This window comes from Psychroflexus sediminis, from assembly GCF_900099815.1.
GTDB lineage: Bacteria > Bacteroidota > Bacteroidia > Flavobacteriales > Flavobacteriaceae > Psychroflexus > Psychroflexus sediminis.
The window spans coordinates 170469-183243 of sequence record NZ_FNCW01000006.1 but is presented as its reverse complement, the minus strand read 5'-3'; the positions used below and the strand labels follow the sequence as shown (position 1 = coordinate 183243).

General features: G+C 37.4%; 9 protein-coding genes. 3 read left to right on the top strand and 6 right to left on the bottom strand.

The window, feature by feature from the left end; translation table 11 throughout:
* Positions 1–12: 12 nt before the first annotated feature.
* Positions 13–1194, bottom strand: a complete 1182-nt coding sequence (locus BLP81_RS07680; protein WP_093367866.1) for a Pycsar system effector family protein — start codon at positions 1192–1194, stop codon at positions 13–15.
* 39 nt (positions 1195–1233) lie between these two features.
* On the opposite strand from BLP81_RS07680, the gene BLP81_RS07675 reads away from it, so the two are divergent.
* Entirely contained in the window at positions 1234–4962 is a 3729-nt protein-coding gene (locus BLP81_RS07675) for a BamA/TamA family outer membrane protein (protein ID WP_093367865.1), read from the top strand.
* Here BLP81_RS07675 and BLP81_RS07670 read toward each other — a convergent pair.
* Positions 4959–5702, bottom strand: a complete 744-nt coding sequence (locus BLP81_RS07670) for a C40 family peptidase (protein ID WP_093367864.1) — start codon at positions 5700–5702, stop codon at positions 4959–4961. The genes BLP81_RS07675 and BLP81_RS07670 overlap by 4 nt on opposite strands.
* A 17-nt stretch (positions 5703–5719) precedes the next feature.
* Positions 5720–6895, bottom strand: coding sequence for an acetyl-CoA C-acyltransferase (locus BLP81_RS07665; RefSeq protein ID WP_093367863.1), 1176 nt, complete (start codon positions 6893–6895; stop codon positions 5720–5722).
* A 184-nt stretch (positions 6896–7079) separates the two neighbouring features.
* On the opposite strand from BLP81_RS07665, the gene BLP81_RS07660 reads away from it, so the two are divergent.
* A complete protein-coding gene (locus tag BLP81_RS07660; protein WP_093367862.1) occupies positions 7080–9122 on the top strand; it encodes an HD family phosphohydrolase in 2043 nt (680 codons plus the stop codon).
* 1 nt (position 9123) lies between these two features.
* Entirely contained in the window at positions 9124–9813 is a 690-nt protein-coding gene (cmk, locus tag BLP81_RS07655; protein WP_093367932.1) for a (d)CMP kinase, read from the top strand.
* 119 nt (positions 9814–9932) lie between these two features.
* Here the strand turns inward: cmk and gap are convergent, their stop codons facing one another.
* The 3 genes from gap to trhA all read right to left on the bottom strand — a co-directional run bounded on the left by gap (position 9933) and on the right by trhA (position 12668).
* Positions 9933–10934, bottom strand: a complete 1002-nt coding sequence (gene gap / locus BLP81_RS07650; protein ID WP_093367861.1) for a type I glyceraldehyde-3-phosphate dehydrogenase — start codon at positions 10932–10934, stop codon at positions 9933–9935.
* A gap of 2 nt (positions 10935–10936) precedes the next feature.
* On the bottom strand, positions 10937–11833 hold the full coding sequence (lipA, locus tag BLP81_RS07645) for a lipoyl synthase (RefSeq protein WP_093367860.1): 897 nt from the start codon (positions 11831–11833) through the stop codon (positions 10937–10939).
* Between the two features lie 199 nt (positions 11834–12032).
* Positions 12033–12668 (bottom strand): PAQR family membrane homeostasis protein TrhA, encoded by a 636-nt coding sequence (gene trhA, locus BLP81_RS07640; protein ID WP_093367859.1) that lies wholly within the window; start codon positions 12666–12668, stop codon positions 12033–12035.
* Positions 12669–12775 lie beyond the last annotated feature (107 nt).

Genomic DNA, 12775 nt, shown 5'->3' with positions numbered 1-12775 from the left:
TCAAAGCCGCTGTTAAATCATGTAAAAGGCAATAAAAAAGCTGATGACCGAAATAATAATGCCAGCCATAAAAATGGTATAAGTCAATCTTAAAAGTCTGTATTTCCTTTCCAGGACTTTCCCAAGCATATAAAGATCTTTAACAAGGGCTTCGTAAACGTAATCTTTATCTTTCATTATCTCTTTTACTCCCCACAAATAATTGTCGAAACTCATTTTATGAAAATTTCCAAAGAACAGGATATTGACATCTCTTTTTTCAACCTGGCCTTTGGTGAACTCGCCAGAAGTCACATTGGGTCTGGTAGATAAGATAGAAAGGATGATAGCGGCAACACTGAAACAAATTAAAATTAAGGTAGGAATCATCAGGTGTTCATTGCTGGGATTGTCAAGCTTAGGGATGATATTTGCTAAAGCCAAAGAGATTATGATGGCATTTACAGATAATAGAATATTAGCTTTTGTGTCTGCGATATCACTTAGCTTGAGATGGTTTCTTAAGGTAACGCGAAAAAGGGTTTGAACGCTCCTCTCCGGATTATCGTTTTTGTACTGGGCTTTAAACTTGGCTTTTAATTTTTCTTTTTCTTTTTTCCTTTTCTTTTTTTCTTTGCTTTCAATCAATTCAACAAGATGTTCCTGTTTTTTCGGACTCCAATTTTTAATGGCGTAATCTGTATAATACCGATGCTGAAGAGAAAGCACTTTTATATTTATTTCTCTCCATTCCTCAACAGAATATTCTTGCCCTTTTAAATTTAACTCCTGCCTCAGCAGCTCACTTACGTCCTTAAAATTTTCCTTTGCAAAATGAGAACAATCGGCGTCCTTGAGGATCTTTTCAATTTCAGAAGTGGGAGTAGCCTCCATTTTTGTTGAACTTATAGCATCCTCAACAGAGGCGATGCTGTCTTCGGAGAGGTTTTGCTTGCTTAAAAACTCTCTTGCAATGTGTTTGCTGTGTTCCTCGTGATTGACTTCAGAAACAGTGTAGCCGGTATCATGTAGCCAGGCAGCTAGCAGCAAAAGCAGTTTATCATTTTCATTCAGGTTTTCCTGTTCAGCTAAATACTGAGCGCTATCCACAACCCTTTTGGTATGATTGAAATTGTGGTACACATATTCGTTAGATAACTTATCTTTGAATAACTGCAATACGAACGTTTCAGTTTTTGAAATGAGTTCTGTCATTTTGCCTAAATTTTATCGACTAGTTCCAAAATCGTTTTGATGAAAATAAAATTACCCCTAATCGCAATTAGTTTCCTTTTACTTTCGTGTGCAACATACGAAGTTAACTATAAAAATCAAGAAAAATTTCAATCCGCCTCCTATCCAAAAGATAAAATAGTATCACAGCGTTTTTATCTGATAGGGGATACGGGGAATGATAAAATACAGCGCGTTCCTCCGGGACTCTCAGCTTTCAAATCCTTTGCAAAATCAGTGGATACCAAAACGGATAAAGTGATTATTCTTGGGGATAATATCTATCCTGCAGGGCTCCCCAGTACAGGTAAGGATGGACGTAAGCAAGCCGAATCCATAATCGATAAACAGACGGCTAATCTGAAATTTTTTGAAGGGGATATTCATTTTATTCCTGGAAATCACGATTGGTATTCTGAGGGAATAGTATCCTTGAAAAACCAGAAAGCGCGTATTAAAGAGAATTTATCAGACCAAGATAAATCCTGGTTACCAAAGCCTGGCTGCGGAATGTCTTTTGTTGATATCTCAGATGAAGTGCATTTAATTATCCTGGACTCACAATGGATATTGGCTAACTGGGATAAACATCCACTCATCAACAGGGACTGTGATGAGATCAAGACTCCGGATCAATTCTATGAAGAATTTGAAAGTGAACTGAAGAAAAATCAAAATAAAACCACCCTTGTGGCTTTACACCATCCCCTGTATACCAATGGAGTGCATGGTGGGACTTATGAATTTTCAAAACATGTATTCCCTTCCGACAAAAAAATTCCACTGCCGGGCTTGGCATCCTTAGCCAATCTCATTCGAGTTTCTGGTGGTGTATCTATACAAGACACACAGAATAACCAGTACCAGTCTATGGTCGATAAAATTTCAGCAATAGCCAGTCGATGGAACAGGGTGATTTTCGCCTCAGGTCATGAACATAGCCTGCAGTATATCGAGCATGATCTAATCAAGCAAATCGTTTCTGGCTCCGGTTCCAAAAAGTCTTATGCAAAGCTTGGCAGCGATGGTCTGTTTGCCTACCCCGGATACGGCTTTGCAGTCCTGGATGTTTTTGAGGATGGCTCATCCTGGGTGCAATTTTATTCAGCAGATGAAAATAGTCCCGCGCTTATTTTTCAACAAGAAATATATAAGGGCGAAGAAACCTTTGATTTAGACCAACTTTCAGAAGATTTCAACTCCACTTACACGGGTTCTATTTATGATGATTTTGATTCGGAGCGAACCGGTTTTTATGAGAGTGTCTGGGGGCAACACTATCGGGGTTTATACACCAGGAAAATCACTGTTCCTGTAATGGATATTGATACGGCCTACGGGGGGTTAAGGCCGATGCGAGTGGGAGGGGGAATGCAGACCAATTCGTTAAGACTCGAAGACAGCCTTGGCCGGCAATATAACATCAGGCAAATCAAGAAGGATCCCATCAGGCTTTTGCAAGAATCTGTCTACCCCGACAAAAATCTTACCGATGAATTTGATGAAACGGTCATCGAAGAAGTCCTTTTAGATTTTATGACGGCTGCGCATCCCTATGGCTTTTTGGTTGTACCCGATTTATCTGAAGCTATTGGCGTTTATCACACCAATCCAAAGTTGGTTTATATTCCAAAACAAAAGGGACTCGGGAAGTTCAACCGGGTTCATGGTGATGAAATTTATATGATTGAGGAAAGACCAGAAGATCACTGGATAGGAACGGAAGGTATTTTTGGCAATCCCAATCATGATATCGTGAGTACGGCAGATATGATCGGTAGACTGCGCAGAGATGAAAAATACAGTTTGGATGAATCCAGTTATTTGAGAGCCAGACTATTTGATATGCTTTTGGGAGACTGGGACAGGCATGAGGACCAATGGCGCTGGTCTGAGTTTGAAGAAGAAAATGGAGACCGCTACTTTAGACCTATACCAAGAGACAGAGATCAGGTGTTTGCCAATTTTGATGGCGGATTTTTTGAGGTGTTGAGTACAGTCACCTCTTTTCCTAAGATATATCATCCTTATGAAGACGATATTGAGCATTTGAAATGGTTTAACAATTCAGGTTTGAGTTTGGACAGAATGATCATTAGAAATGCAACTGCGGAGGACTGGAGAAAAGAAGCAGCTTACATCCAAAAGAATCTGACGGAAGAGGTGATTGATAAGGCTTTCGCTAATTTACCACCCGAGATTGAAAGCGAAAAGACCAAAAGACTCAGATCAACCTTCAAAAGAAGGCTAAAGTCTATCGATGATTTTGCAGATGAATATTTTAAAATATTAAATGAAATTCCGGTATTAATAGCCACAGATAAAGATGATTTTATCGATGTTTACAGAGAACAAGGTGGTAAGACACGAGTCGTTATTTCAAGAAATATAAAAGGTGAACGCGCTTATGAAATCGTAGATAAAGTTTTTACTGAAGAAATAACTAAAGAAATCTGGATTTACGGTTTGGATGACGAAGATGAATTTACAACTGCAGGGGATCATCCAGCACCAATAAAAGTAAGGCTTATTGGAGGCCATAGCAAGGATTCCTATACCATCAAATCCGGAAAAAACGTTTTAGTCTACGATCATAAATCTTTAAAAAATACAATAAATGAAAATAAAAGAGGAAGAATTGTCAGAACAGATGATTATGTAGTCAATACATTTGATAAAGATAGAAAAGTAAGCCAAATCAATACTTTTTTACCGCGTTTGGGTTACAATCCCGATGATGGCTTGCTCTTTGGTTTGCAGTTGTCCTATGCTTACAAGGGTTTTCGGTTAAACCCTTTTACTTATAAGCATGATATAAAAGCAGGACTTTATACTGCCACTGGGGGTTTTGATTTTGGTTATGAAGGAGAGTTTGCTAATGTCCTGGGCAATTATAATTTGTTTACGACCTTAACTTATACAAGTCCTAATTACGCCAGAAACTTTTATGGTTTTGGAAATGGCACAGCATCTTTTGAAAATGATTTTGACAGGAATTTCAATAGAGTTAAAATAAGAAGGGTAGAATTTGAATTAGGACTTAGAAGGGCATCCAAATACGGAAGTATTTTCGAACATAAACTCTCTTATCAGTATTACAAGGTAGAAAGGACCGATGGCAGATTTATCGATGTCATTGGTGATGAGTTGATCAGGCAAGATCCGGATTTTTTTGATCAAAAGAACTTTGTATCCTACCAGTCTTCTTATCAGTATAGAAGTTTTGATGATATCTTGAACCCCAAGCGTGGAATGGATTTTAAAGTTGAGCTCGGTGGAACTCTGAATACAGCAGATGTCGATCAGCATTTCATTTTCTTACATCCGCATTTGGAATTTTATAATGCACTTTCTCAGGATAAAAAATGGGTTTTGAGAACAAAAGCGGCCTCTCAGCTAATTTTTAATGAGGACTACGAATTTTATCAGGGTGCAATTTTAGGATCCAGAAACGAATTAAGAGGCTACAGAAGAGATAGATTTATCGGAAGACAAAGTTTTGTGAGTAGTGTAGACTTAAGGTATAGTTTTGAGGCTATACATACAAAAGTAGCTCCTCTTCAGTTTGGAGTTTTTGGAGGTTTTGATGTAGGCAGGGTCTGGTCTGAAATGCCGGAACCTGGCAAATGGCATAATGACTATGGAGTTGGATTTTGGTTAAATGCAGCAGATGTATTTGCCGGAACCTTAAACTTTTTCCACAGTGAAGACGGATTTTTATTTTCCTTTGGATTTGGAGCAACCTTTTAAACAATGGTTTTAATCACTCTCAAATTATGGGAATATCGCCCGGTATCTACATTGAAAATGCCTGAATGGTCTATTCTGTCTATGCGGACGTGACCATGGGCATGAATGATGTAGTTGTCTTTCATCATAATACCCACATGTATAATTTTACCATCTTCATTATCAAAAAAAGCAAGGTCACCCGGCTCACTTTCTTCGATAAAAGAAAGCGCCTGACCTTGTTTGGCTTGTTCAGAAGCATCCCGAAATAAGGGGATACCGCTTATTTTATAAACCATTTGAGCAAAACCACTGCAATCTATTCCAAATGGTGATTTTCCGCCCCATAAGTAAGGAGAATTGAGGTAAAGCATGGCCGTCTCTACCAAATCATGTTTAGAAAAACCCTGATTGGTGGCACCATCAAACTGATGATCTAAAAAGCTTGTGGCCTGTAATGAAGATCCTATGCAAACGGGCATAAGCTGACTCGTAGTAGTGGTCATTAAACTCAATAAATCTGTTGAATACGTATGCTCATCATTAAGAATCTTAAACTTATTTGCATCAATTTCAAAGGCTTGTTTTTTGTCTAGCCAGCCTTCATAACCATCAAAAGCTATACGAATTTTAATCCATTTGGATTGGGTTTCAATAACTTCAAAATGATCACCATAAAGTAACTGAGTGACCATTTCTGAGGTGTCGTTTGCTTCTGCTCTCACAGGAACAACGCTTAGTGGACAAATTCCGTATAGCATTTTAAAGGATTAAAAAATTAACGTTCCAAGATCATTGCAGAAGCACCTCCACCACCGTTACAAATAGCTGCTGCACCAAGTTTTGCGTTATTTTGCTTCATAATATGAATGAGTGTGATGAGAATTCTCACCCCGGAACAACCTAAGGGATGTCCCAAAGAGACAGCACCTCCATGCACATTTACTTTTTTCTCATCCAATCCCATGAGTCTGGTATTTGCGATACCTACTACTGAAAAAGCCTCATTAAATTCGAAAAAGTCAATATCCTCTTTAGTCACATTTGCTTTTTTAAGCGCCAGAGGAAGGGCTTTAGCTGGAGCAGTTGTAAAGCGTTTTGGCTCTTTGGCAGCATCAGCATAACTTTTTATAGTTGCCAGTACTTCCAATCCGAGTTCTTTAGCTTTTTCCTTAGTCATAAGGATTACGGCTCCTGCACCATCATTTATAGTAGAGGCATTGGCTGCCGTTGAAGTGCCTTCTTTGGTGAACGCTGGTCTTAATTTACCAATTTTTTCAATTTTGATATTTTTAAACTCTTCATCTTCATTCATCAGAATAGGTTCTCCACGTCTCTGAGGAATTTCTACAGGGACTACTTCATCATTAAATTTTCCAGCTTCCCAGGCTGCTTTGCTTTTTCTGTAAGATTCTTTAGCAAATTCATCCTGTTCTTCTCGGGAAATGTTGTGCTCTGAGGCGCAAAGATCTGCACAAACCCCCATGGCATTATGATCATAGGCATCCACAAGTCCATCGCGTTGTAAACCATCAACCATCTGAGCAGGACCAAATTTTTGGCCATTTCTCAAATGAAGATAATGAGGAATCATGCTCATGTTTTCCATACCACCTGCCACGATGATTTCAGCATCACCAGCTGCTATAGCCTGTGCAGCCTGCATGACAGCTTTCATCCCACTGGCGCAAACTTTATTGATGGTAGTACAAGGCACAGTATCTGGAATACCAGCACCCATAGCGGCTTGTCTGGCTGGAGCCTGACCGTTATTGGCTTGTACTACGTTTCCCATTAAGACTTCATCTACTAGTTCCGGTTTTAAATTAATTTTTGAAAGTGCTCCTTTGATGGCAATTTCACCTAATTTGGTAGCAGGAATGGTGGATAAGCTTCCTAAAAAACTACCAATAGGTGTTCTTGCTGCACTTACTATAACGATATCTTTAGACATAATAATTTAAATTTTAATTTCAGCGAATTTAATAATTTAAACCCAATCACATTTAATTTAAGGAGACCTTAAATTATTTTTGTGACATAATATTTATTTCTTCTGAAATAGTTCAAGGCAAAACAAATGAGCACAGATAGAGACTTAGACCATATAATTTTATAAATTTGGGCAATCTTAAGTCATGAAAAACCTTTTAGACAACTTATACAGGAATCAATCTATAATCTTTAAGTTTTTTCTTTTAGCATTAAGTGTATTTCTTATTGTTTATTTCTTTCCGACGGGGGGGCAATTTAAATATGAGATTGTCAAAGGAAAGCCATGGCAATATGAAAACCTCTACGCTCCTTTCGATTTTGCTGTCCTGAAATCCGATGAAGAAGTTTCAGCCGAGAAGTCAAAAATTAAAAAAACTCATATTCCTTACTTTGAATTTGATGTGGCCACGGCGAAAAAAGTAAAAAACACCTGGAAAGATAAGCTTGAGCTTTCACAGGATTCTTTGCTGCAAAACAATCCACAGGTCTCTGATTTTATTTCGGAAACCATCGATGAAGTTTATCAAAATGGAATTCGAATTCAAGATGATGGTGAAAACAATTATAGTATTGTTTTTCTAATAAAGGATAAGCAAGTAGAAGAGGTTCCTTATGAAGACCTGCTTACTCAGGAAGATTTAAAACCATTTCTTATTTCAGAAATTGAGGAATCAAATTTAACTGAATACAGAAATTCTTTACTGGAAATTTTCTTTGATGTTTTAGAAGTGAATGTGAAATATGATGAGGAACTCAATCAAAAACAAATCAAGTCCAAATTTGATCAAATATCATACACCAGAGGTCGGGTAACAAAAGGCAGTAAGATCATAGCCAAGGGAGAAATCATAGAAGGTGAAAAGCTGAGAATGCTTAAATCCCTTAAGCATGAGTATGAATCTCAAAGCCTGGAATCCTCAGCTTACGTGATAGTAATTACCGGTTATACTTGTTTAGTGGGGCTATCCCTTTTAATGCTCTTATTATTTATTAGGCAATATCGACCGGATATATTTGACAATAATAATAAAATCACTTTCATCTTTTTCAACATTTTATTTCTTGTTTTTCTCACTTTATTAGTGTTGAGTCTCGATAATGATTATATCTATGTCGTGCCACTTTGTATTTTACCACTTACACTTAAGGCGTTCTTTGATGCTCGACTCGGTTTATTTACACATATGATTACGGTTTTGATTCTTGGTCTTGTGGTTCCAGACAGTTATGAGTATATGTTCCTTCAAATCATAGCCGGTATTGTTACTATTTTGACAGTTTCAGAATTATATAAAAGAGCAAACCTGTTTATTTCCGTAGTTCAAATTACACTGGTTTATATTTTCGCCTATTTTGCCTTCAATATGATAAAAGAAGGTAGTATTGCCGACATCAATTACAACAATTTTATTTACTTTTTACTGAGTGGTCTGGGACTCTTATTTGTTCAGCCTTTAATCTATGCTTACGAAAAGATTTTCGGGCTAATTTCAGATTTATCACTGCTTGAGCTTTCCGATACCAATTCAAAATTGCTCAAAGAACTGGCAAACATTGCTCCCGGAACTTTTCACCACTCCTTGAACGTAGCTAATCTTGCTGAAGCAGCCGCCAATGAAATTGGTGCCAATTCCTTATTGATAAGAGTTGGAGCTTTGTATCATGACATTGGGAAAATGAAAAATCCAATATATTTCACAGAAAACCAATCGACATCGGTTTCCCCTCACGATGAACTTTCCCCTAAAGAAAGTGCTGAAATTATTATTAACCACAGACTTGAGGGAATAGAAATCGCAAAGCGAAGAAATCTTCCAGATCGCATTATAGATTTTATAAGAACTCATCACGGAACTACAACAGTTTATTACTTCTATGCCAAACAAAAAGAAGAGGAAGACTTAGAAGTCAATGAAAAAGATTTCAGGTATCCCGGACCAATTCCTTTCAGTAAAGAGACTGCTATTCTTATGATGTGCGATGCTGTTGAAGCAGCCAGTAAATCATTGAAAGAACCCAACACAAAATTAATCGATGATTTTGTAGAAAAAATTATCAATAAGCAAATTCAGGAAGATCAATTCATCAATGCCAATATTACCTTCAAAGAAATTCAGTCTATCAAAAAGATTTTGAAATCTAAACTGAACAATATCTATCACCTCAGAATTGAATACCCAGATTAATATGAAACCCATTGTTATTGCCATAGATGGCCATTCCTCTACAGGGAAAAGCACAGTTGCCAAAAAACTAGCCAAGGAACTTAAATATAAATATGTGGATACTGGGGCCATGTATAGAGCGGTAACGCTTTTTGCCATGAGAAATAACTGGCTTCAAAACGGTGAAGTAAATGAATCAAAACTGGTTGAGAATTTATCTTCTATAGAAATCAATTTTGAATATAATCCAGAGGCAGGTACCAATGATGTGATTCTAAATGGTGAAAATGTGGAGGATGAAATTAGAGCCATGGAGGTATCAGAAAACGTAAGTTCTGTAGCGAAAATTGATGAAGTCAGAAAGAAACTGGTACAGATTCAAAAACAATTGGGGGATGATAAAGGAGTTGTTATGGATGGTAGAGATATTGGGACAGTTGTATTCCCTGAAGCTGAACTTAAAATATTTATGACTGCAAGTGCAGACATCAGAGCACAGAGACGTTATAAGGAACTTAAAGAAAAAGGTGAGGACCTAACTTTTGAAGAGGTTCTAAAAAACGTCAGGCACAGAGATGAGGTAGATTCCAACCGTGAAAACTCACCGCTAGTTAAAGCCAAAGATGCTATCAAAATTGATAACAGCCATATGTCACAGGAAGAACAGTTTGAAACAATTTTGAATCTGGCAAAGGAAAGAATTGAAGCTTGATGCACCTCCAAAATTTGATAATTCCCCTGCTTAGTTAAATAACTCCCCTGTTAGTAAAAACAGGATTTACTTGCCGGACGTTCATTAATAACTCAAATCTTTCAGATTCGCTTAACATCTTAATGCATCTTCAGAATCAAGTCCATTAAGCGATTGCTATAGCCTCTTTCGTTATCATACCAGCCTATCAGCTTAATCAGATTCCCGCCGATTACAGAGGTCATTTCAGCATCGAAGACACAGGAATATGGATTTCCAACGATGTCAATACTCACTAAAGGAATTTCAGAATATTGTAAAATATCTTTTAAGTGTGTTTCAGATGCTTTTTTGAATAAAGCATTGACTTCTTCAATGCTAGTTGATTTTCTAACATTCAGCGTCATATCAGTCAATGAGCCGTTGGGAACAGGAACTCTTATGCCACAACCTCCAATAACGTCGCTTAAGTCTGGAAATATTTTTGTGAGTGCTTTTGCTGCACCCGTTGTAGTAGGAATTATAGATTGTGAAGCTGCTCTCGCTCGTCTCAAATCGCGATGAGGTTTGTCGTGTAAACTTTGATCAGACGTGTAGGAGTGAACAGTGGTGATATAAGCTTGTTCCACTTCGAAGGCATCATGAATCACTTTAAGCATGGGAGCTGCATTGTTGGTGGTGCAGGATGCATTAGAAATCATCACATCATCTTTCTCCAAAACCCTATCGTTGACCCCCAGCACAATCATTTTTACTGAGTCATCGCTTGGCGGAACGCTTAAAATCAATTTCCGGGCCCCAGCCTGAAGGTGTTTGTTGAGTTCTGTTTTAGTCTTGAATTTGCCAGTACATTCTACCAGCGTATCCACATCAAACTTGGCCCAGTCCAAATCTTTGAGCTGAGGCGTATTCACTAAAGGAAATAAATTCCCATCAACTACGATTCCTTCAGGATTGAAAGTAACTTCAAAAGGAAACTGACCATGAACGCTATCGTATTTCAACAAATGTGATAAAGTTCTAGCATCAGACAAATCATTAATGGCCACGACTTCAATCTGTGGGTGCTCATACAATAAACGAAAAAGGCTTCGACCGATACGACCAAAGCCATTTATTCCAACTCGTATAGTTTTATTCATTCTTATTCAAGATGTTTGTGAGCTTTGTAAGAAGATCTCACTAATGCAGAACTCTCCACGTGTCTGAAACCAAGCTCTTTACCGATCTCCTCGTATTTTTTGAATTGTTCCGGAGTGATAAATTCCTGTACAGGAAGGTGCTGTTTACTTGGCTGTAAATATTGGCCAATAGTAACCACATCCACATCTACACTTCTCAAGTCTTTCAAGGTTTGGATTACTTCCTCTTCTTTTTCACCCAGACCCAGCATAATACCAGATTTGGTTCTTCTTATACCTTGAGCTTTCAAATATCTTAAGACTTCAAGACTTCTATCGTATTTAGCCTGAATTCTCACCTCTCTGGTTAAGCGTTTCACTGTTTCCATATTATGTGAAACCACTTCCGGGGAAACTTCAATAATTCGATCTATATTTCTTGTGTTTCCCTGGAAGTCAGGAATTAAAGTTTCCAAAGTCGTTTGAGGATTCATGCGTCTTATGGCATTTACTGTCTCAGCCCAAATGATAGAACCCATATCTTTTAAGTCATCTCTGTCCACGGAAGTTACGACAGCATGTTTCACTCCCATAATTTTTATGGATCTAGCCACTTTTTCTGGCTCATCCCATTCAATATCTTCAGGTCTTCCTGTTTTTACTCCACAAAATCCACATGAGCGGGTACAAACATTACCCAGAATCATAAAGGTAGCTGTTCCTTCACCCCAGCATTCACCCATATTTGGGCAACTTCCAGAGGTGCAAATCGTATGCAGATCGTATTTATCTACAAGCTTTCTTAAGTTTCTATATTTCTTACCTGTTGGTAATTTGACACGTAACCATTTTGGTTTCCCAGTTCTGGTAGTGGTTTTATTATCGGTAGTCGTTTTATTTTCAAGTACTGCAGTCTCCATATATTGCAATTTTGTACAAAGATAAGAAATAATGAATAGTTAAACTTCAGTTTGTCTCTGTGTTACCTTGAAATCTATAAACTCTAAGACAAATTTAACCTAGGTTTATTTTCTCAATTACAGGTCAGTTATTTTTTCTGAATTTATAGACCTTAGAGGTCATGTACAGAGGGGGACAGCTTACATTTTCAAATTAAGATTATGTTCTTGCTACTGAAAAGTAAATCATTAAAAAATGGCTCAAGCTTCCAAGCATAACAAAAACATGCCAGATCACATGATTAAAGGCCAATGTGGTTTTGACGTAAAAATAAATACCGATGCTGTAAAATAAACCCCCAAGCGCAAGCAATACAAGTTCTAGGTTTGTGAAATTTTCGAAAACAGCTACTATATCAAAAATGATTAGCCAACCCATTAACAGATAGAGTAGAAGTGATAGTTTTTCAAACTTGCCCGTAAAAAAAAGTTTTAAAATGGTGCCAACGAAAGTAATTCCCCAAACGGCGTAAAAAAGCAATATTCCATGGCTGTCTTTCAAAAGAGTAAGAACGATAGGGCTGTAGGTTCCGGCTATAAGGAAGTATATGCTAATGTGATCCAGAACTCTTAATTGGCGTTTCAATTTGTTATTTGAAACATAATGATAGCCGGTTGAAGCTGCGTACAGTAAAATTAAGGATAAGGCATAAAGACCAAGGCCAAGGTTAAGGTAGTTGTTATGAAACTCAGCAGTGAAAAATAAAATCGAAATACCAATGAAAGCTAAAAATAATCCTATGCCATGTGTAAGCGTGTTCCAAAATTCTTCCTGCTTAGTTTGTATATTTTCCATTAGTTTTAATAGTGAATAACTTACAAATCTAATTTATAAAACCCTTTTTAAAAAAAATCCCTGCAGAGTTTTTCCACTGAGATTTTGAAGACAAGATAAGAATAAAG

Bases quoted from the DNA above. Each gene is read 5' to 3' on its own strand.
- BLP81_RS07670 (WP_093367864.1), bottom strand. From the start codon at position 5,702: ATGCTATACGGAATTTGTCCACTAAGCGTTGTTCCTGTGAGAGCAGAA.
- BLP81_RS07665 (WP_093367863.1), bottom strand. From the start codon at position 6,895: ATGTCTAAAGATATCGTTATAGTAAGTGCAGCAAGAACACCTATTGGT.
- BLP81_RS07675 (WP_093367865.1), top strand. From the start codon at position 1,234: ATGAAAATAAAATTACCCCTAATCGCAATTAGTTTCCTTTTACTTTCG.
- cmk (WP_093367932.1), top strand. From the start codon at position 9,124: ATGAAACCCATTGTTATTGCCATAGATGGCCATTCCTCTACAGGGAAA.
- BLP81_RS07680 (WP_093367866.1), bottom strand. From the start codon at position 1,194: ATGACAGAACTCATTTCAAAAACTGAAACGTTCGTATTGCAGTTATTC.
- trhA (WP_093367859.1), bottom strand. From the start codon at position 12,668: ATGGAAAATATACAAACTAAGCAGGAAGAATTTTGGAACACGCTTACA.
- lipA (WP_093367860.1), bottom strand. From the start codon at position 11,833: ATGGAGACTGCAGTACTTGAAAATAAAACGACTACCGATAATAAAACC.
- gap (WP_093367861.1), bottom strand. From the start codon at position 10,934: ATGAATAAAACTATACGAGTTGGAATAAATGGCTTTGGTCGTATCGGT.
- BLP81_RS07660 (WP_093367862.1), top strand. From the start codon at position 7,080: ATGAAAAACCTTTTAGACAACTTATACAGGAATCAATCTATAATCTTT.